General features: G+C 70.4%; 16 protein-coding genes. 6 read left to right on the top strand and 10 right to left on the bottom strand.

The genetic code is table 11. The annotated features are described in order from the left end of the window. Positions 1 to 34: 34 nt before the first annotated feature. Positions 35 to 2743 (top strand): AsmA family protein, encoded by a 2709-nt coding sequence (locus tag JYK02_RS23085; RefSeq protein ID WP_207054059.1) that lies wholly within the window; start codon positions 35 to 37, stop codon positions 2741 to 2743. Positions 2744 to 2838: 95 nt separating this feature from the next. After that, positions 2839 to 3513, top strand: coding sequence for a hypothetical protein (locus JYK02_RS23080; RefSeq protein ID WP_207054058.1), 675 nt, complete (start codon positions 2839 to 2841; stop codon positions 3511 to 3513). 6 nt (positions 3514 to 3519) lie between these two features. On the opposite strand, the gene JYK02_RS23075 is transcribed toward JYK02_RS23080, so the two are convergent. Further along, positions 3520 to 4305, bottom strand: coding sequence for a hypothetical protein (locus JYK02_RS23075; protein ID WP_207054057.1), 786 nt, complete (start codon positions 4303 to 4305; stop codon positions 3520 to 3522). A gap of 178 nt (positions 4306 to 4483) precedes the next feature. On the opposite strand from JYK02_RS23075, the gene JYK02_RS23070 reads away from it, so the two are divergent. Continuing rightward, entirely contained in the window at positions 4484 to 6136 is a 1653-nt protein-coding gene (locus JYK02_RS23070; protein ID WP_207054056.1) for a formate--tetrahydrofolate ligase, read from the top strand. An 82-nt stretch (positions 6137 to 6218) separates the two neighbouring features. Here the strand turns inward: JYK02_RS23070 and JYK02_RS23065 are convergent, their stop codons facing one another. Then, positions 6219 to 7811, bottom strand: a complete 1593-nt coding sequence (locus tag JYK02_RS23065) for a methyl-accepting chemotaxis protein (protein ID WP_207054055.1) — start codon at positions 7809 to 7811, stop codon at positions 6219 to 6221. 442 nt (positions 7812 to 8253) lie between these two features. After that, positions 8254 to 8628, bottom strand: a complete 375-nt coding sequence (locus JYK02_RS23060; RefSeq protein WP_207054054.1) for a hypothetical protein — start codon at positions 8626 to 8628, stop codon at positions 8254 to 8256. A gap of 229 nt (positions 8629 to 8857) precedes the next feature. Here JYK02_RS23060 and JYK02_RS23055 point away from each other — a divergent pair, with 229 nt between their 5' ends. After that, a complete protein-coding gene (locus JYK02_RS23055; RefSeq protein ID WP_207054052.1) occupies positions 8858 to 10207 on the top strand; it encodes a sigma-54-dependent transcriptional regulator in 1350 nt (449 codons plus the stop codon). 119 nt (positions 10208 to 10326) lie between these two features. Continuing rightward, positions 10327 to 10788 carry a hemerythrin domain-containing protein gene (locus JYK02_RS23050; protein ID WP_207054050.1) on the top strand — a complete coding sequence of 154 codons (462 nt, stop codon included), beginning with the start codon at positions 10327 to 10329 and terminating at the stop codon, positions 10786 to 10788. A 7-nt stretch (positions 10789 to 10795) separates the two neighbouring features. On the opposite strand, the gene JYK02_RS23045 is transcribed toward JYK02_RS23050, so the two are convergent. From JYK02_RS23045 to JYK02_RS23015, 7 genes are read right to left on the bottom strand one after another with little or no spacing between them, the layout of a single operon-like run. Next, a complete protein-coding gene (locus JYK02_RS23045) occupies positions 10796 to 12631 on the bottom strand; it encodes a HAMP domain-containing sensor histidine kinase (RefSeq protein ID WP_207054047.1) in 1836 nt (611 codons plus the stop codon). Further along, positions 12628 to 13791, bottom strand: coding sequence for a sensor protein KdpD (locus JYK02_RS23040; RefSeq protein ID WP_207054045.1), 1164 nt, complete (start codon positions 13789 to 13791; stop codon positions 12628 to 12630). Before JYK02_RS23040 ends, JYK02_RS23045 begins: the two co-directional genes overlap by 4 nt. Before the next feature lie 13 nt (positions 13792 to 13804). Beyond that, a complete protein-coding gene (gene kdpC / locus JYK02_RS23035) occupies positions 13805 to 14404 on the bottom strand; it encodes a potassium-transporting ATPase subunit KdpC (protein WP_207054044.1) in 600 nt (199 codons plus the stop codon). A gap of 26 nt (positions 14405 to 14430) precedes the next feature. Then, positions 14431 to 16491 carry a potassium-transporting ATPase subunit KdpB gene (gene kdpB, locus JYK02_RS23030; RefSeq protein ID WP_242588855.1) on the bottom strand — a complete coding sequence of 687 codons (2061 nt, stop codon included), beginning with the start codon at positions 16489 to 16491 and terminating at the stop codon, positions 14431 to 14433. A gap of 2 nt (positions 16492 to 16493) precedes the next feature. Continuing rightward, entirely contained in the window at positions 16494 to 18212 is a 1719-nt protein-coding gene (gene kdpA / locus JYK02_RS23025; RefSeq protein ID WP_207054043.1) for a potassium-transporting ATPase subunit KdpA, read from the bottom strand. Between the two features lie 10 nt (positions 18213 to 18222). After that, complete coding sequence (gene kdpF, locus JYK02_RS23020; protein WP_207054042.1) at positions 18223 to 18312, bottom strand: K(+)-transporting ATPase subunit F; 90 nt, start codon at positions 18310 to 18312, stop codon at positions 18223 to 18225. A gap of 23 nt (positions 18313 to 18335) precedes the next feature. Beyond that, positions 18336 to 19412, bottom strand: a complete 1077-nt coding sequence (locus JYK02_RS23015) for a porin (RefSeq protein ID WP_207054041.1) — start codon at positions 19410 to 19412, stop codon at positions 18336 to 18338. Positions 19413 to 19592: 180 nt separating this feature from the next. Here JYK02_RS23015 and JYK02_RS23010 point away from each other — a divergent pair, with 180 nt between their 5' ends. Beyond that, the gene (locus JYK02_RS23010) at positions 19593 to 20894 is read left to right on the top strand and encodes a Fic family protein (protein ID WP_207054040.1); all 1302 of its coding nucleotides are present in this window, start codon (positions 19593 to 19595) and stop codon (positions 20892 to 20894) included. Positions 20895 to 20904 lie beyond the last annotated feature (10 nt).

The following is a 20904-nucleotide window of genomic DNA, read 5'->3' as shown; positions in this document are numbered from 1 at the left end:
AGCGTTCGACCGCTCTCCCGACGGAGGAGGAACCGTGGCGGCTGTGAAGAAGAGGCGTTGGCCGTATGTGCTGGGAGGCATCCTCGTCCTCCTGATTGCCATCGTGGCGGTGGTGCTGTGGCGCCTGGACGCCATCCTGCTGAAGACGGCGCGCGACCAGGCCGCGACGTACTCGCAGAAGCTGGGGCGCCCCATCGAGATTGGCGACATCTCCACCAAGCTCTTTCCCTACGTGGGCGCGAAGATTGAGAACGTCACCGTGGGCCCCGCCGAGGGCGAGGAGCTGGCGCTCGCGGAGGTGAAGGACGTGACGGTGAGCGTGGCGGCGATGCCGCTGCTCACGTCGAAGGGCCAGGACATCCGCGTGAAGAACGCGGAGGTGTCCGGGCTCACCGTGAACGTCATCCGCCTGCCTGACGGCACCACCAACGTGCAGCGGCTCCAGGAGAAGCTGGCCGCGCAGCAGCCCAAGGAACAGACGCCGGAGGAGGAGGCGCGGCCCACCGACCTGTCGGGCGTGCACGTGGAGCGCGCGGCGCTCACCGACGGCGTCATCCGCTTCGTGGACCGCGCGAGCGGCGACAAGGCGCGCGAGCTGGCGGTGAAGGACCTGGACATCGAGGTGAAGGACCTGCGCGTGGGCCAGCCCCTGAAGGTGGACCTGGCGGCCGCGGTGCTCGCGGAGAAGCAGAACCTCAAGATGACGCTCGCGGCGGCGCCGCTGCCGGCGACGCTCGTCCCCACGCCGGAGCAGGTGACGCTGAAGGCGGAGCACATCGACCTGTCGCCGCTGGGGCCGTTCCTGCCCCCGGACGTGGGGCTGCAGGCGGGCACGCTGGACGCGGACTGGAAGGCGGACCTGGGCGGCGCGGTGCCCGGCGGCAAGGGGCCCACGAAGGTGGTGGGCATCATCAAGGCGCTGGGGATGAAGTTCGCGGGCTCGGAGGGCGGCAAGGCGCTGGACGTGGTGCTCGACACGGACGTGACGGGCGACATGGCCACGGGTGACCTGGCGCTGGACAAGCTGAAGCTGGACCTGGGCCCCGCGGCCATCACGGGCAAGGGCAAGGTGAAGGGGCTGCTCACGGACAAGCCCGCGGTGGAGGGCTTCGAGCTGGTGGGCCGCAACCTGGACCCCGCTGTCATCGCCGAGTACTACCCGCCCCTGCGCAAGCAGCTCAACGGGATGATCGCCGGCCCCATTGGCCTGGACGTGCGCGGCAGCGGCACGCAGGAGGCGCAGGCCCTCAACATCGCGGTGGACCTGACGCCGGTGCGGCTGCGCGTGCCGGATCAACTGTCGAAGGACGCGGGCGGCGCGATGAAGCTGAACGCGAAGGTGACGGGCGCGGCGGCGAGCGGCGGCGCGCTCCACTTCGACGCGAAGGCGGACCTGAACGGCGTGGACATGCGGCCGGGCCTGCTGGTGAACAAGGCGCCGGGGCAGCGGCTGGAGGTCGCGGCGGCGGGCACGTACGCGCCGGCGAAGACGGGCAGCGGGATGACGGTGAACGTCACCCGCATGAGCCTGGGCGCGCTGGAGGACACGGTGACGGGCACCGCCACGGTGGCGCTGGCGGGCACGGGCAAGAAGGCGACGACGACGTTCAAGGCGGACGTGAAGGCCGCGCGACTGGATGCGGAGAAGTTGTTGATGAGCGAGGAGGAGGTGCTGGCGCGCACGGGCGGCAAGCCGCCTCCGGAGCCGCCGGTGGAGCCCACGCGCTTCAACGGCTACCGGGGTGACGTCCAGTTCGCCGTCACGTCGCTGCGCTACACGGCGATGGACCTGTCCAACGTGACGGGCGTGGTGAAGATGGTGGACGACCTCATCACGGTGGAGAAGTTCTCCTCGGGCATCTACGGCGGCAAGGTGGTGGCGGACGGGACGACCATCCGCCTGGGGCCCGCGCCGGAGGCCCGGCCCTTCACGGCGAAGGTGCAGGTGCAGGGCCTGGAGGTGGCGCAGGCGCTGGCGGCGCGCACGCCGAAGCAGGTGCTGACGGGCAAGTTCAACGGCAACGTGGACGTGCAGGGCGTGGGCTACACGCCGGAGAAGCTGCAGCAGACGCTGCTGGGCGGCATCAACGGCAACCTGCTGGAGGGCACGTTCCTGGGCAAGGACCTGGTGTCGTCGGTGACGGGGCCGCTGGCCAAGGCGATTCCCTTCGCGAAGGCGCTCAAGAGCGGCGACGTGACGTCGCTGGGTGGGGACCTGCCCTTCAGCGTGACCATCAAGAACGGCGTGGCGCAGCTGAGCAAGCCCATCACCTGGACGCGGCCGGAGGCGGCGATGAGCTTCGACGGCGGCATCGGGCTGAACGGCACGCTGGATTTGACGGGCGGCGTGTCGCTGACGCCGGCGACCATCAAGACGCTGACGGTGGGCAAGGTGACGCCGACGGAGGCCATCCCGGTGGGGCTGAAGATCACCGGCAAGGCGTGGAGCCCGGAGGTGACGGGCATCGACGTGAAGCCGGCGGCGACGACCATCCTGAAGCTGGCCGGAGGGGCGGCGCTGAGCGGCGTGCTGGGTGAGAAGGGCAAGGCCGTGCAGGACGTCATCACGGGAGGCCAGGACAAGGCCAAGGCCGAAGCGGAGGCGAAGCGCCAGGAGCTGGAGGCGCGCGCCAACGAGGAGAAGAAGAAGCTGGAGGACCAGGCCCGCGCCGAGCAGGAGAAGGCGAAGCAGCGCGCCGAGGAAGAGGCGAAGAAGAAGCTCCGGGGCATCTTCGGCAAGTAGCCGCCGGGAGCACCTGTGTCTTGCGCACGCCGCGGAGCTCTCGAAGGAGCTTCGCGGCGTTCGTATCTCTACGCACTGGCGTAGGCTCGCCGCCCATGTCCCTCCGGTTCACGCGCATCGAGGCCACGGGCTTCCGGTCGCTTCGCGACGTCGTGCCTCGGCGCCGGGGGCTGACGGTGCTCCTGGATGAGGAAGGCTTGGCCACTCGGGACCTGGTGGTCTTCTTCACGCTGCTACGCGACCTGGCACACGGTCAGCTCCAGCAGTCACGGGTGCTGGACGCGGTGGAGGGTCCCGTTTCGCTGGCGCTGGGCGTCCAGGACGACACGTACACCGTGGAGCTGCGGCGCTTCCCGGATGGACGCTGGCGCGTCGTCCGCGAGGACCTGGACCTGTCCGCGGGTATCGGCGTCCCCTTCGTGGAACCCGGCGCGTTCCGCGACGAGGCCTTCCTCTCCACCTTCCCTCCCGGGCCCACCGTCCGCATGGGTGACAGCGAAGCGGCGTGGCTGGGGGAGCTCATCGACCGTGCTTCGCGGACGATGAATGGCTTCCTGCGCGGCTTCCGCGTCCAGCCCGCGGAGGGCTTCGACGCGGACGCCCCGTTCCTCTTCCTGGAGGAACGGGACACCGACCTTCCCTCGAACGCCGTCTGGAACCGGGTCCAATCCGCTCGCGCGGCGTCCTCTCGGGTCCCCGTGCTGCTGTGCACCGCTTCGGTGGCCCTGGCGGACGCCTTCGATGTCGAAGACGTCCTGCGCCTGGGCTGAAAGCCGCTACTGCCCGGGCGTGCCGCGCGCTTCCCAGCCGGCCCCGGTGCCCATCGGGCCGCCTCGGGGACCGCCACCGCGCCCGCCGCCCATGTCCTCGCGGCGCATCTCCTGGTACTGCGTCAGCTGCTCCGCGCTGAGCACCTTCTGCATCTCCGTGTCCGTCTGCGTGCGCAGGTCGCGCATCTGCTGACGCATGTCACGGCCCGGACGGCCTCCCGCCATCGACGCCGTCAGCTCCTGGCGCTTGGCGTCCTCGGCCTGGATGGCCTTCGTCAGCGCCTGCTCCTGGCTGTAGTTGAGCCGCGCGTTGGAGATGAACGCCTTGAGGCGCTCGGAGCGCTCGGCCTCCGCCTGCGTGCGCATCTGGTCCACCTGCTGCTGCCACTGCTGGCGCTGCTCGGTGCGCTGCTCGTCCTGCACCGTGCGCATCAGCTCCTTCAGCGACTGCTTCGCGCTGTCGTTGCTCAGCGCCTCGCCCACCAGCACGCCGCGCATCTCCTCGCGCAACTTCGCGACCTCCGCCTCCAGGCCCGCGGGCGGAGGACCGCCCGTGCCCGCCGAGGCCGTGCCGCCGCCCTGCTCGAAGGCCATCAGCCGCCGGGACAAGAGCTGCACCGTCTCCTCCAGGGCCTTCACGCGCGTCTGGAGCGCCCGGACGTCCGCCGTCGAGTCCTGCACGCGGGGCGCGTCCTGGGTGACAGGGGCCTCCGACTTCCCAGGCCCCCACAGGGCCACCCCGAGCGCCACCGAAGCCAACCCCACCGATGCGATGCCGAGAATGCGGTTCATGATGCTCTCCCTGACGCAGCTCCCGGCCGCCTATTCCATGGCGCACCCGAAGCTCCGCCTTGCGCCTGCATCCTCCCACCCGCCCTCCCCCCAGGGAACCGCCGCGCGACGGGCGCCTGCCTGCCCCCCGTGCCGCGAGCGTTGACCTCGTCCGGCATGGCGCGGAGAGTGCCCCACCATGACGCTCCGTCCCATCACCGAAGTCGGCGCCGAGCTGGGTCTCGCGCCGGAAGACGTCCTCCCCTGGGGCCGCGACCGCGCCAAGGTGTCGCTGGACGCCCTGGGCCGCAGCTCGCGCCAGGGCCGCATGGTCCTGGTGTCGGCCATCAACCCCACGCCCCCGGGCGAGGGCAAGACGACCATGTCCGTGGCGCTGGCCATGGGCCTGCGCAAGCGGGGCCGCAAGGCGGTGGCGGCGCTGCGCGAGCCGTCCCTGGGGCCCGTCTTCGGCGTGAAGGGCGGCGGCACCGGCGGCGGGCAGGCGAGCCTGGAGCCGGCGGCGGACATCAACCTGCACTTCACCGGCGACCTGCACGCCATCACCAGCGCGCACAACCTCCTGTCCGCGCTGGTGGACAACGCCGTGTACTACGGCCACCCGGTGGCGCTGGAGGGCACGCGGGTGCGCTGGCGCCGCGCGATGGACATGAACGACCGGTTCCTGCGCAACGTCATCGTGGGGCTGGGCGGCAAGGCGCACGGCGTGCCGCGCGAGACATCCTTCGACATCACGGCCGCCAGCGAGGTCATGGCCATCCTGGCGCTGTCGGAGAACCTGAAGGACCTGGAGGCGCGGCTGGGGCGCATCGTCGTGGCGCAGGCGGCGGATGGCTCGCCGGTGCGAGCGAACGACGTGAACGCGGCGGCGTCCATGGTGGCGCTGCTCAAGGACGCGCTGATGCCCAACCTGGCGCAGACGCGCGAGGGCGGGCCGGCGCTGGTGCACGCGGGGCCGTTCGGCAACATCGCGCACGGGTGTTCGTCGGTGGTGGGCACGCGGATGGCGCTCGCGTACGCGGACGAGGTGGTGACGGAAGCCGGCTTCGGCTTCGACCTGGGCGCGGAGAAGTTCCTGGACATCAAGTGCCGCGGCGCGGGCGTGTGGCCCCGGGGCGTGATGCTGGTGGTGACGCTCAGGGCGCTCAAGCACCACGGCGGCGCGGCGGCGGCGAAGGTGGCGGATCCGGACCGCGAGGCGCTGCTCAAGGGCTTCAGCCACCTGGAGAAGCACCTGGAGTCGGTGACGGCGTTCGGCCTGCCGGCGGTGCTGTGCGTGAACCGCTTCCCGCAGGACACGGAGAGCGAGCTGGACGAGCTGCGCGCGTTCGCGAAGGCGCGCAACGTGGGCATCGCCGTGTGCGAGGGCTTCGGCAAGGGCGGTGAGGGTTCGCTGGAGCTGGCGGACACGGTGCTGGCGATGCTGGACGCGACGGACGCGGCGCCGCCGAAGCCGCGCTTCCTCTACGAGCTGGACCAGACGCCGGAGGAGAAGATCCGCGCCATCGCGCGCACGGTGTACGGCGCGGACGACGTGGCCTTCACGCCGGGGGCGCGCAAGGACCTGGAGACGGCGCGGGCGCTGGGAGGCGCGGGGCTGCCGGTGTGCATGGCGAAGACGCACCTGTCGCTGTCAGACGACCCGACGAAGACGGGCCGGCCCCGGGGCTTCACGCTGACGGTGCGAGAGGTGCGCCTGTCCGCGGGAGCTGGCTTCCTGGTGGCCTTGACGGGAGAGCTGCTCACAATGCCGGGCCTCCCCCGCGAACCCGCCGCCCGCCGCGTCACCGTCCACCCGGACGGCCGCATCACGGGCCTGATGCAGGGCGAGTGACGTCAGGGCGTCTGAAACACGACGGGCCGCTCCGTGCATCTGGAGCGGCCCGTGGGCCCTGCTGACCTGGCTTCGCGGAGGGCTAGACGCGGAAGGTGGTGGAGAGCTCCTGGAGCTTTCCCAGGGACGTGTTGATCTGCCCCACCGCCTGCTCGGCGTTGCTCGTGGCCATCACCACGTCGCTCATCATCTCCGACAGCTGCGTCACCACTTCCGTCATCTGCGTGATGCCCGCGTTCTGCTGCGTCACCGAGGCGACGATCTGCCGCGCCGCCTGGCTGCTCTCCTGCACCACCTGGGTGATGTCCTTCAGCGTCGACGCGGAGGCCAGCACCTGCTCGATGCCCTCCTCCATCTTCTGGCTGTCCCCTTCCGCGATGCCCACCGTCTCGCGGATGGCCTGGTTGATCTCCAGGAGGATCTTCCCGATGCGCTGCGTGCTCTGCAGCGACTGGCTGCTGAGCGCCCGCATCTCCTTCGCCACCACCGCGAAGCCCCGGCCCTCCTCGCCCGCTCGCGCCGCCTCGATGGCCGCGTTCAACGCGAGCACGTTGGACTGGTCCGCCAGGTCCTTCACGCTGCCGATGATTTCACCCGCGTGCACCGCCTGCTCGGACAGCACGCCGATGCTCCCCACCAGCGCGCCCACCCGCGCGCGGATCTGCTGCAAGCCCTCCGCGCTGCGCTCGATGGACACCTGACCGGACGCGCTGTACGCGTCCGCCTGCGCCGCCACCTTCAACACCATCTCCGCGCGGCTGGCCGCCATGCCGGACGTCTGGGCGATCTCCGCGATGGTGGAGCTGGCCTCCGTCAGGCTGCGCGACTGGCTGGTCAGGAAGTTGAGCTGCTCGTGGCTCGCCGCGTTCAGCCGCGCCGCCGCCGCCGTCAGCTCCGTCACCACCGAGTGCAGCGTGTTGGGCACCGCGCCCAGCCGCGTCATCAGCGTCTGGATGCTGCGCGCCAGCTCGCCCACCTCGTCCTGCGCGCTGGTGTCGATGGCCAGCGACAGGTTGCCCTCCCGCACGATGCGCGTCGCCGTCGCCGTCAGCCGGGCCAGCGGCGTCGTCACCTCGCGCAAGAGCCACACCGTGGCCACCGCGAGCGCCAGGATGCACGCCACCGACAGCACCAGCACCCACGTCAGCGTCGTGCCGTGCAGCGATGACACCTCCATGAAGGCCTCGCGCTGCGACGCCTCCTGCTGCGCCGTGATGGATTCCAGGCCGGAATGCACCTCGCGGTACGCGGGCTCCAGCTTCCCGAGCGCGTTCTCCGCGCTCGTGTCGTTCCGGGCCGCCAGCGCCACCACCTGCGACGCCTCCTGCCAGTAGCGCGTGAAGGCGTCCTGCAGCGCCTGCACCTTCGGACCGTCCACGTCCGGCAGCGCGCGCAGCGCCTCGAATCCCTTGTTGAGCTCCGTCACCTGCGCGTCCAGCGTCTGCTGCTTCACCGCGTGCAGCGCCACCGCGTCGCCCACGTCCTGGTGCAGGGCCGCGAAGCCCGCGCGCGACGTCTGCGCCTGACTCACCGACGGCGCCAGGCTGGAGCCGATGCGCTCGGAGGCGTTCCGCGTGCGCGAGCCCAGCACCACCGTCACCGCCACGATGGCCACCAGGAACACCGCCGCCACCACCGGCAGCACCATCATCTTCTGCTTGAGCCTCAACGCCATCACGCACCCCCTCGCGGGCCCACGTCACCCATCCCGATGAAGCGCGGTCGTGCATCCGCGCCGGGCCTGCTGCGCCAGCTCATTGTCGCTCATCCTTCCGCGGCCCAACCGGGCCCCCCGACGGCCGAGGCCTTGTCTGGGACACGTAGGATAGACAACACCTCTCCCCCCGACTCAAGCCCGCGTCCCTTGAAATATCCTGCAAACGAGTCGGCATTGCCCCGCAGGGTCATGCGGGACACTTCATCCTGACAGGTGGGACCCGTGGCGGAGGACGCCGCACGTCAGCCGGGGAGACCTGGCGAGCAGCCAGGCGCGATCATTCCAGCCGTCCGGCAGCCCCGACGCGGTGTGCGGGTCGGGGGGGGTGGACGAACCCGCCGTCCGCGCCCGCGGTGCTCGGGCTTCACGGAGGGTGCCGGTGACAAGGAGCGCGTCGCGCTCAGCGCGTGGGCTGCGGGAGGAAGGGCGTCACCTCGGCGCGGCAGGCGGCGTCGCACTCGGAGAAGCGGGTGAGGAACTCCGCGTGCCGGGCGCACTTCTTGGGCCAGCGCGAGGCGCCGCCGTCGGCCAGGCACAGCAGGCGGAACTCGTCGCGGGTCTCCGTGAAGAGGGCCTCGCGCTGAGAGGGGGCCATGGCGTCCAGCGCGCGGTTCTCTCCGCCCTGGAGCCAGACGAAGGCACCCACGAGCATCACGAAGACGAGCCCCAGCCAGGTGCCCTTGCGCAGCCAGATGCTGGGCGGCGGGGCCAGCTCCTTCGCGAAGATGTTCTTGTCATCGCCCCCTTCATCCGGAGGCGTCCCTTCGTTGCGCATGGGCTCCCTTCCATCCATGGCGCGTGCCAGCCGCACGGCCTCGTGCGCAGCAGACACCAGCCCGTCCCGCGTTGCACCTTGCAACCGCCTTCCGGGGCACACCGTGCGGGATGCGCTGCCCTGTCGTCGTTCGCGCCGCCCGGCATCCGACAGACGGGCCCGGCACACGGCATGCTCTTAGACTGGGACCATGGAAGTGCGTGCCAGTGCAGAGGCGGCGGAGCGACCCATGCGGGTGCTCGTGGTGGACGACGAGCGAAACATCCGCCACACCCTGCGCGTGTGTCTGGAGGGCCTGGGCTGTGAGGTGCGCGAGGCCGCGACACCGGAGGCCGCGCTCGCCGCACTCGCCCAGGGGCCGGCGGACCTGGCGTTCGTCGACCTGCGGCTGGGCAACGCGTCCGGCCTGGAGCTGCTGCCCCGCCTGCTCGCCGAGTCACCGGCATTGGACGTCATCCTCATCACTGCCTACGCGACGTTCGACACGGCCGTGGAGGCGGTGAAGCGCGGCGCGCGCGACTACCTGCCCAAGCCTTTCACCCCCGCGCAGATCCGCCACGTGCTGGAGCGCGCGAAGGCGCAGCGCGAGCTGTCCTCGCACCTGGGGGACCTGGAGGGACAGCTGGCGCAGGCGGTGCCGGAAGCCACGCTGGAGACGGCGTCGCCGGCCATGCACGCGGCCATCGGCTTCATCACGCGCGCGGCCACGTCCGACGCGGCGGTGCTGCTGCGCGGGGAGAGCGGCACGGGCAAGGGGGTGCTCGCGCGGGCGCTGCACTCCATGAGCGCGCGGCGCAAGCGGCCCTTCGTCACCATCAACTGCCCCACCCTGTCCGAGCAGTTACTGGCGAGCGAGCTGTTCGGCCACGCGCGAGGCGCCTTCACGGGCGCGGTGAAGGACCAGCCGGGGCGCGTGGAGCAGGCGGAAGGGGGCACGCTCTTCCTGGATGAAGTGGCGGAGATGAGCCCGTCGCTCCAGGCGCAGTTGCTGCGCTTCCTCCAGGAGAAGCAGTTCGAGCGGCTGGGCGAGTCACGCACGCGCAAGGCGGACGTGCGCGTGGTGGCGGCCACGCACCGCGACCTGGAGAAGGACGTGGCGGAGGGACGCTTCCGCGAGGACCTGATGTACCGGTTGAACGTCCTGGAGGTGAAGCTCCCCTCCCTGCGCGAGCGGCCGGAGGACCTCATCCCGCTGGCACGCCGCTTCGTCGCCTTCTTCGCGAAGGCCGCGCAGCGTCCGGCCCCGGAGCTGTCGCCCGCCACGGAGGCGATGCTGCGGGCCTACGCGTGGCCGGGCAACGTGCGTGAATTGCGCAACGCGCTGGAGCGGGCGCTCATCGTGGGCGCGTCCGGCGTGGTGGAGCCGCAGGCGTTCCCGGAGCGCATCGCGTCCGCGGTGGGGCCGGGGGTGAGCCTGGGCGGGCCGCACACGCTGGAGGAGGTGGAGCGCGAGCACATCCTGCGCGTGATGGCCTCCGTGCCGACGCTGGACGAGGCGGCGCGGCTCTTGGGCATCGACGCGTCCACGCTGTGGCGCAAGCGCAAGAAGTACGAAGCGGACGCGAAGCCGGAGGCGTGACGCGCGCGCAGGTGTGCGCCAGTGCATGCAGGCCTGGCACTGGAGGCCGAGGCGGACAGGAACACTCGCCCTCCCGAGTGGATTGCGCCCCTGCGCGCGCGTGAAGACCGTGGCTCGTCATGAACCTCATCGACGTGCTCATCCAGCAGCACCGCGACGCGGAGGCCCTCTTCGAAGCCTGGCGCCACGCCCCGGACGACGAGAAGCCGCAGCTCTGTCTGCGCCTGGCCGAAACGCTCACCCTGCACAGCGCCATCGAGGAGCGCTGGGTGTATCCCGTCGCGCGAGGCGTCGTCGACGGGCCGAGCATCGACTTCGCGGTGGAGGAGCACGGGGAGATGACCCAACTGCTCTCCGACCTGTTGCATGTCCGCCACGACGCGCGCCGCCGCGAGGCCACCGTGCACCAGTTGGAGGCGGTGGTGGCGCAGCACATGGCGGAGGAGGAGCGCGCGGTGCTGCCCCGGCTGCGCAAAATGGACTCGAGCGCGTTCGGCCTGTCCAGCGATGAAATCATCCGCTCCGCGTCCGATGCACGCCGCGAAGCGATGCGCCAATTGGAGACGTCCGCGCCGGTGTGACGCCGCTTCAGTCCTGCCCGGGCTGCGGCAGCGTGAACCAGAAGGTGCTGCCCTGGCCGGGCGTGCTCACCACGCCCAGCTCGCCGCCGTGGGCCTGGACGATGTCGCGGGCGATGGACAGGCCCAGGCCCGCGCCTCCCACGGGGGCTCCCGGGGCGCGGTAGAACTTCTCGAAGATGCGCGCCTGCTCCTGGGCGGGGATGCCTTCGCCGGTGTCGCGCACCTCGAAGCGCACGTGCGCCTCCTCGCGGGACACGCGCACCGACACCTCTCCTTCCGGGGGCGTGTGCTTCACGCCGTTGCCCACCAGGTTGCTCAACACCAAGTGCAGCCGGTCCGGATCCACTCGCACCGTCTCCACGTCCGGTGACAGGGATTGCGACAGGCGCACGCCCCGGTCCTCCGCCAGCGTGCGCTGCGCGGCCAGCGCGTGCTCCACCAGCTCCTCCGTGCGCACCTCCCGCACGTCCAACTGGAGCTGCCCGGACTGGATGCGCGACAGGTCCAGCAGGTCGTCCACGATGACCTGCAATCGCTCGCAGTCCTCGCGCGCCGCGAAGAGCAGATCCGCCTGCTTCTCCGTCACCTGCCCCACCACGCCCTCCGCCACCAGGTGGATGGCCATGCGCAGCGACGTGAGCGGCGTGCGGAACTCGTGCGCCACCGTGGCCACCAGGTCGTTCTTCAATTCGTCGAAGCGCCGCAGCCGCGTCACGTCCTGGAGGATGAGCGTGGCGCCCACCACGTCCCCCGTCTCGCCGTGCACCGGGCTGCCTCTTGGCAGCAGCCACCGGACGCCTTCCGGAGAGGCCTCCACGCGCACGGCCTCCTCGTAGCCGCGCGGCTGGTACGCGCCCCTTCCGCCCACGACGTGGGCTCGCACGCGCTCCAGCACGGCGCGCACCTCCGGCTCCACGCGGCCCAGCGCGTCCCCGCCCTCGTCCAGCCGCAGGCGCAGCACCTCTTCCGCCGCGGCGTTCACGTTGAGCAGCCCGCCCTCCGCGCCCAGCACCAGCACGGGGTCGGGCAGGCTGTCGATGGCCGCCTGCGACACCGCCTGCGCCTGGAGCAGCTCTCCCAGGCTGCTCTTGCGGTACTGCCCCAGCCGCTCCGCCATGGTGTTGAAGTCGCGCGCGAGCGAGGCGATCTCATCCCGCCCCTCCACCACCGCCCGGGCCTCCCCATCGCCCTGCCCCAGGCGGCGCACGGCCTGTGACAGCACGGACACCGGACGCAGTGCTCGCTGCACCAGCGACGTGGTGAAGAACAGGCCGAAGCCCAGCGCCGCCACCACCGCGAACACCATCAGCGTGTTCACCCGCTCGCTCTGCTGGCGCAGCCGGTCGTTCTTGCGGACCATCGCGTCCTGGTTCAGCGCCAGGACGGAGGACGCGGCCGCCTTCGCCTCCTGGAACTCCGGCGCGAGCGACTCGAAGTAGCGCGTGCGCGCGGACTCCCGGTCCCGCTCCTGGAGGAAGATGTCGAACTGCTCCCGGTACTTCGTCCACGCGGTGCGCAGCCGCTGCGTGGCCGCGGCCTCGCCGGGCTCCGTGATGTTGCGCTGCTGGACGCCCAGCTCCTGCTCCAGCGGCTGGCGCTGCGCGGCCTGCTGGGCCACGCCGCGCTCGCGCTCGCCCGCGATGATGAAGAGCGCCGCGCTGTCCATGCGCTCCAGTTGCTCCGTGATGCGCTGGGTGGCCAGGACGCTGCGGTAGTTGTCCTCCAGCACCTGCTGTCCGGAGCGTCCCACGCGCGCCAGGGTGATGACGGCCGTGGTCCCCAGGAAGAGCAGCGCCAGCACCAGCGGCACCTGGGCCAGCAGCAGCCGCGAGCGCAGCGTCATGGGCGCTTCTCCTCGTGGGACTCGAAGGACACGACGTGGATGTCGAAGCCCTCCCCTTCGCGCAGCAGGCGCGCGTCCGCGGTCAGCCCCAGCCGCTGGCGCCACTTCGCCTGATTCGAGCGGCCGATGATGATGTGCCCCACGCCGTGCGAACGCGCGAAGTCCAGCAGCGCCGCCACGGGGTCGCCCGAGCGCAAACGCACCACCTCCGCGCCCAGCTCCTTCGCCTTCTCGATGTTCGTCAGCAGGTGCCGCTGCGCCTCCGCGTCGATGAGGTGGGGCGCCTCGCGCGGCGTCTCCACGTACACCACGAACCAGTCCGTGTTGAGCCGGCCCGCCATGCGAGAGCCCCGGCGCAGCAGCGTCGCCGCGCGCGGCGGATGGCTGGAGAGCGCCACCAGCACCCGGCCCCACGCGCCGCCCTTCTGGGACGCGTCCTCGCCCAAGAGCGCCTGCCGTCCCGCGGTGGCGCGGTCCAGGCTCTCCGCCACCTCGCGAAGGGCCAGCTCGCGCAGGGTGGAGAGGTTGTCACCGGTGAAGAAGCGTTCCAGGGCGTGCGGGACCTTGTCGGGCGCGTAGATCTTCCCCGCCTTGAGCCGTTCGTGCAGGTCCTCCACCGCGAGGTCCAGGTTCACCACCTGATCCGCCGTCTTGAGGAAGCTGTCCGGCAGGGTCTCGCGCACGGTGACGCCGGTGTTGCGCTCCACCAGGTCGTTGAGGCTCTCCAGGTGCTGGACGTTGAAGGCGCCAATGACGTTGATGCCCGCGGCCAGCAGCTCCTGCACGTCCTGGTAGCGCTTGCGGTTGCGGCACACCGGGAGGTTGGTGTGGGCCAGCTCGTCCACGATGGCCACCTGGGGCCTTCGCGCGAGCACGGCGTCCAGGTCCATCTCCTCCACGGTGACGTCTCGGTAGCTGACGCGCTGGCGGGGCACGAGCTCCAGCCCCGCCACCAGCGCCTCCGTCTCCTCGCGGCCGTGCGTCTCGACGAAGCCGAGCACCACGTCCACGCCGCGCGCCTTGAGCGCGTGCGCCTCCTCCAGCATGCGGAACGTCTTGCCCACGCCCGCCGCGAAGCCGATGTAGAGCTTCAGCCGGCCGCGCCGGCCGCGCTCCACCAGCTCCAGGAAGTCCTCCGCGCGAGGGCGCCGCGTCGTCATGCCTGCCACCTCCTCAACGCGAAGCCGTGGGAGCGGGTCCGCCGAATTGCCGGTCCATCGCGAGGTTCAACGTCAGCACGTTCACCCGGGGCTCGCCCAGCACGCCGAACGTCCGGCCCTCCACCTGTGACATCACCAACGCCCGCACGCGCGCCGGGTCCACGCCCCGGGCCCGCGCCACGCGGGGAACCTGCCACAGCGCGGCCTCCGGAGACACCTGCGGATCCAACCCGGACGCGGAGGCTGTCACCAGCTCGCCAGGGACGGGGCCTTCGGCGTCGGGGTTCTCGCGGCGCAGCCGGTCCGCCTCCGCCACCGCGCGGTCGCGGAGCTTCTGGGACGTGGGGCCCAGGTTGCTGCCACCGGAGGCCGTCGCGTCCCAGCCCGTGCCGGCGGCGGACGGGCGCGGCTGGAAGTAGCCCGGCTGCGTGAAGCCCTGGGCGATGAGCGCGCTGCCCACCACGCGGCCCCGGTCGTCCTTCACGAGCGACCCGTTGGCCTCATGCGGGAACAGCACCTGCGCCACGCCGGTGACGGCCAGGGGATACAGCACGCCCGTGAGGGCCAGCGTGACGGCGCTGGCGCGCAGGGCGGTGAGGAGCGCGGAGACCATGGTGTGTGTCTTCCTTTCTTGCGTGCTCACGCGAGGCCCACCGTGGTGAGCAGCACGTCGATGACCTTGATGCCCACGAACGGCACGATGACGCCGCCCACGCCGTAGAGGAGCAGGCTGCGGCGCAGGAGGGCCGCCGCGCCCAGCGGGCGGTAGCGCACGCCCTTCAGCGCCAGCGGGATGAGCGCCACGATGATGAGCGCGTTGAAGATGACGGCGGACAGGATGGCGCTGAACGGCGACGTCAGCCCCATCACGTTGAGCGGGGCGATCTGGGGGAACACGCCCATGAACAGCGCCGGGAGGATGGCGAAGTACTTCGCGACGTCGTTGGCGATGGAGAACGTCGTCAGCGTGCCGCGTGTCATGAGCAACTGCTTGCCCACCTCCACCACCTCCAGCAGCTTGGTGGGGTTGGAGTCCAGGTCCACCATGTTGCCGGCCTCCTTGGCGGCCTGGGTGCCGGTGTTCATGGCCACGCCCACGTCCGCCTGGGCCAGCGCGGGCGCGTCGTTGGTGCCGTCGCCCGTCATGGCCACGAGCTTGCCCTTGCCCTGCTCCGCTCGGATGAGCGCGAGCTTCGCCTCCGGAGTCGCCTCCGCCAGGAAGTCATCCACGCCAGCTTCTCGTGCGATGGCCGCCGCGGTGCGCGGGTTGTCGCCGGTGATCATCACCGTGCGGATGCCCATGGCGCGGAAGCGGTCGAAGCGCTCCCTGATGCCGCCCTTCACCACGTCCTTCAGGTGGATGATGCCCAGCACCCGCGCTCCCTCCGCCACCGCGAGCGGCGTGCCGCCCGCGTCCCCGATGCGGCCCGCGACCTGCGTCAGCTCCTCCGGCACGGCGCCTCCCTGCGCCTGCGCGTGGCGCACGATGGCGTCCACCGCGCCCTTGCGGATGCTGCGCGGCCGCGGGTCGCTCAGGTCACAGCCGCTCATGCGCGTCTGCGCGGTGAAGGGGACGAAGGTGGCCTGATGCGCGCGCAGCTCGCGCGGGCGCAGCTTGTACGTGTCCTTGACCAGCGCGACGACGGAGCGCCCCTCGGGCGTCTCGTCCGCGAGGCTCGCCAGCTGCGCGGCCTCCGCCAGCTCTTCCACGCGCACGCCCGGCAGGGGCAGCAGCTCCGTGGCCATGCGGTTGCCCAGGGTGATGGTGCCCGTCTTGTCGAGCAGCAGCGTGTCCACGTCCCCCGCCGCCTCCACCGCGCGGCCGCTGAGCGCGAGCACGTTCTTGCGCAAGAGCCGGTCCATGCCCGCGATGCCAATGGCGCTCAAGAGGCCGCCGATGGTCGTGGGGATGAGGCACACGAGCAGCGCCACCACCGCCGTGCCGGACAGCGGCACCCCGGAGTAGCGCGCCATGGGCACCAGCGTCACGCATGCCAGCAGGAACACCAGCGTGAGGCCCACCAGCAGGATGTGCAGGGCGATTTCGTTGGGCGTCTTCTTGCGTGCCGCGCCCTCCACCAGGCCAATCATCCGGTCGAGGAACGACTCGCCCGGATCCACGCTGATGCGGACGACGATGCGGTCGGAGAGCACCTTCGTGCCGCCCGTGACGGCCGAGCGGTCGCCGCCGGACTCGCGGATGACGGGGGCGGACTCGCCGGTGACGGCGGACTCGTCCACGCTGGCGATGCCCTCCACCACCTCGCCGTCGCCAGGGATGACGTCGCCGGCCTCGCACACCACGCGGTCGCCCTTGCGCAGGGCGGGAGCGCCGACGCGCTCCTCGCGGCCGTCGTCGTGGAGGCGGCGGGCCTGGGTGTCCTGACGCATGCGGCGCAGGGCGCTCGCCTGGGCCTTGCCTCGCCCTTCCGCCACGGCCTCCGCGAAGTTGGCGAAGAGGACGGTGAACCACAGCCACAGCATCACCGACACGGTGAACCACGCGGGTGCGCTGTCCGGCTGGCGCGACACGAGGTCCTTGAGGACGAACACCGTGGTGAGGAGGCTGCCGGCCCACACCACGAACATCACCGGGTTGCGGGCCACGTCGCGCGGGTGGAGCTTCTTGAGGCTCTCCCAGACGGCGGGCTTGAGCAGCGCCGGATCCAGCAGGGAGGCCGGCTTGGAGGCGGGAGCCATGGTCAGTACACCTTTCCGGCCGCGCCGAGGAAGTGCTCGACGATGGGGCCCAGGGACAGGACGGGGAAGAACGTCAGCGCGCCCACGATGACGACGACGCTCACGAGCAGACCGGTGAAGAGGACGCCCTCCGTGGGGAAGGTGCCGGGCCCGGGAGCCACGGCCTTCTTGCCCACCAGCGAGCCCGCCAGCGCCAGCACCGGCACCATCATCAGGAAGCGGCCCGCGAGCATCGACACGCCCAGGCTGAGGTTCCAGAACGGCGTGTTGGCGTTGAGGCCCGCGAAGGCGCTGCCGTTGTTGGCCACGCCGCTGGTGAACGCGTAGAGGATTTCCGACAGGCCATGCGGGCCCGCGTTGTTGAGCGACGACGTGCCCTGCGGAATCACGGCCGCCACCGCGGACAGGCCCAGGATGACCAGCGGGAAGACGAGCACATACAGCATCGCGAGCTTCATCTCGCGCGCTTCGACCTTCTTGCCGAGGAACTCCGGGGTGCGGCCCACCATCAGGCCCGCGATGAACACGGCGAGGACGGCCATCACGAGGATGCCGTAGAGGCCCGCGCCCACGCCGCCGAAGATGACCTCGCCCAGCTGCATGTTGACCAGCGGCACCAGCCCGCCCAGCGGCGTGAAGCTGTCATGCATGGCATTGACCGCGCCGCACGACGCGTCCGTGGTGACGGTGGCGAACAGCGTGGAGGCCGCGACGCCGAAGCGCGTCTCCTTGCCCTCCAGGTTCCCGGCCTGGGCGACCTGCGACGGGACGAGCGCGGGGTTGGGCTGGGACTCGGCGGCGTAGCTTGCCGCCGCGCCCACGAGGAAGAGGACGGACATGGCGGCGAAGAGGGCCCAGCCCTGCTTCGTGTCGCCGGTCATCTTGCCGTAGGTGTACGTCAGGCCCGCGGGCAGCACGAAGATGAGCAGCAATTGGACCAGGTTGGTGAGCGGCGTCGGGTTCTCGAAGGGGTGGGCGCTGTTGGCGTTGAAGAAGCCGCCGCCGTTGGTGCCCAGCATCTTGATGGCCTCCTGCGAGGCCACCGGCCCGAAGGCGAGCGTCTGCTTCACGCCCTCCACGGTGAGGTGCTCGGGGTACGGCGCGAGGTTCTGGAGCACGCCCTGCGACACGAAGAACAGGGCCGCGACGAAGCTCAGGGGCAGGAGCACGTAGAGCGTGCCGCGCACCAGGTCCACCCAGAAGTTGCCCAGCGTCTTGCGGCCTTCGGGGCCGGCCCGGCGGGTGAGGCCGCGTGCCAGCGCGAGCGCGACGCCCAGGCCCGTGGCGGCGGACGTGAAGTTCTGCCACGTCAGGCCCAGCATCTGGGTGGCGTAGCTCATGGTGGATTCGCCCGCGTACGACTGCCAGTTGGTGTTGGCCACGAAGCTGGCGGCGGTGTTGAAGGCGAGCTCCGGACCCACGGCGGGCAGTCCCTGTGGGTTGAAGGGGAGCACGTGCTGGAGGCGCTGGAGGGCGTAGACGCCCAGCAGGCTGAACAGGCTGAACGCGAGCAGGGCGACGGTGTACTGGCCCCAGGTCTGCTCCTGTTCGCGGTTCACGCCGCACAGACGCAGGAGGATGCGCTCGACGGGGCCGAGCACTCGGGGTAGGGGCTGCGTGTCTGCTTCGAAGACGCGGAAGAGGTACGCGCCCACGGGCTTTGTCAGCGCGAGCACCAGGGCGAAGAACAGCAGGGTCTGCGACCAGCCGATGAGGGTCATGGCGGGGTCCTCAGAAGCGCTCGGGCTGAAGCAGCGCGTAGACGAGATAGGCGGACAGCAGCACCGCGAGCGCGATGCCGGCGACGTATTCGAAGGTCATGAGGGGTGGCTCCGCTTCGGGGTTCAGAAAGTGGCGACCGCGCCGACGGCGAGCAGCGTCTGGTGTTGGCGTGGAAGGGGTGGCGACGGGCCGTCGAAGACGCTCCGGGTGGAGCGGTCGTGGCGGGCCTCGGCCTTGAGGACGAGGTGATCCGCGGGCCGAACTTCCAGGGTGAGCGTGCCTTCGGACAGGGTCTGCGCGGTGCCGCTGAGCAGGCCGTCTCGGTCGCGGTACACCTCCGCGCGCGCGGTGATGGCCACGGGCTCCGCGAGCTGGACGCGCACGTTGGCGCCCGCCGCGTACCAGAGCGCGGCGGAGGTGCCCGGGCGGGCCTGCCTGCCCACGTCCGCGGTGGCGGCGATGCTCACGGTGCCGGTGGCCTTCACCGTGACGACGGTGTCCGCGAACAGGCGCAGGGCCCCGGCGTCACCGGAGCCCTCGTTGCCCACGAAGGTGTTGAAGGCCGCGCTCCACCGGTCGTCCGCGTAGGCGACCTGGGTGCCCAGGGCCTTGCCGCCGTTGTTGTCACCGATGGTCTGCCAGCCATTGAGCAACTGGAGCTGCGCGCTCCAGTGGTCCGTGAAGCGCCAGGTGCCCTTGAGGCCTGTCTGGTAATAGGGCGAGTACTCGCCCGTCCACGAGCGGGTGTAGGTCCAGTTGAGCTGCGATTGAAAGGACTCCATGCCGATGTGGCTGGGGTAGATGCCCGCTTCCAGGGTCAGGGGCCCGTGCGCGAAGGACAGCGAGGCCTGCTGCACGTAACGCCAGACGTCCGGGCCGGTGGCGTCCGCCTCCGGCTCCGCGCGGTGCAGGACGTCGATGCCGGTGCCGAAGCCGAGCAGGACTCGGAAGCCCACGGGTTCGGGCGCCAGGCTCACGCCCAGCGAGGCCAGGTTGACGGTCACTTCATCGTGCCGCCGGGCGGTGGTGCCGGTGCCGGGCAGGAAGTTCACGCCGCTGTGAGGGCGGTTGAAGTTGTAGGCGAAGGAGGCATCGACGCCGCCCTCGACCTGAAGCCGGGAGAGCGCGGACGGGGCCTCGGGGGAGGCCTGGGTCAGCAGCAGGGGGAGCAGCCGGGAGGCGATTTCGGGAGCGCACATATCGGGCTCCCCCCATGAGCATCCGCCGTACCGGAGCGGGCCCCGGTCAGGCCCAGCCATTCCGAGGGGTTGCGGGAGCGCGGTTCACGCCCGGATTGCAATGTGCACGAGAGGGCCCCGTGCGCCCCTGCGAGGTGAAAGGGGGCGACGGCGTTACAGTGGGGAGCGGAGGTGGTTGGCGTGTATCCGTACCGGTGGAGCGAGAGCATCGAGCCCAGGCTGCGGCAGGCAACCGAGCGGATGCGCCGGCTGCGTGCCACGCGGATGCCGCCTGCCGCGGTGCAGAGCCTGCGGCACTGGTTCCGGATCCACCACACGTACAACTCGAACGCGATCGAGGGGAACCGGCTGACCCTGCCGGAGACCCGCGCGGTGGTGGAGGACGGCATCACCATCGCGGGCAAGTCGCTCAAGGACCACTTCGAGGCGGTGAACCTCGCGCATGCGCTCGACTTCGTGGAGGCGCTGGCCAACAAGGACTCCGTGCTGGGCGAACGGGACGTTCGTGAGATGCACGGCATCGTCCTGCGCGGAATCGACCCGGAGAATGCCGGTGTCTATCGGCGCATCAACGTGCGGATCGGTGGCACGGAGCATGTGCCTCCGGAAGCCGTCCGGGTGCCGGAGGAGATGCGGACGTTCGGAGAGTGGTTGGCTGGGGCCAAGAGCGAGCACCCAGTGGTCGTCTGCGCCATCGCGCATGCGTGGTTCGAAACGATCCATCCGTTCGTGGATGGAAACGGACGGACAGGGAGATTGCTCGCCAACCTGTTGCTGATGCGGGAGCACTATCCGGCTATCGTCCTACTCGTTGAGGACCGAGCGCGTTACTACACGGCGCTTGATGCGTCCCACTCGGGTGACATCACGGCGATGGTGGAACTGACACTCGACCGGCTGGACCAGAGCTTCGAGGAGTACGAGCGCGCATCCCGTGAAGTCCTTGAGGTTCGTGAGCCTGCGATTGATTACCTCGCGGACCAATTGGCAAAGACACGGGCCGCGACGTCGTCTCAGCTCACCCGTTGGAACGAAGCTGCCAGGGCCCTTCACGAATCATTCATGGATTTTGCAACGCAGCTAGAGGCCAGATTTCCCAAAGACCGGAGGCCGAGCCTGAAGGTTTCCCATTTGTCGGCCTTGACCGAGCACCAGTGGGCGGCCCTTCATCAGGCGCATTCTTCCTTTGTACTTTTCAGCATCCATGGCGAGAACCAGGGCAGGAGAATGCAGATCACCTTCCTTGCCTCGCCACCAGAGAGAGACTTGACTGGTTCAATTATGCGGCCCCCTAGCATTCGCATGAATGCACCTTCAGGGGGCCCCATTACAGAACGGTTCGCATCCGCTGTACCCACAGGCCACACGTTTAATGTGACCCGTGCTGGATTCACCATTGAGGTCGAGCGTGGGGTCTCCGCAATCAAGCTCGCAACGGAGATCTGGACCTACGCGATTAATACCTACCTATTGCCGCGCTGAGTCTCCTGCC

This window comes from Corallococcus macrosporus, assembly GCF_017302985.1.
Lineage (GTDB): Bacteria > Myxococcota > Myxococcia > Myxococcales > Myxococcaceae > Corallococcus > Corallococcus macrosporus_A.
This window is presented reverse-complemented; position numbering and strand designations above follow the sequence as displayed.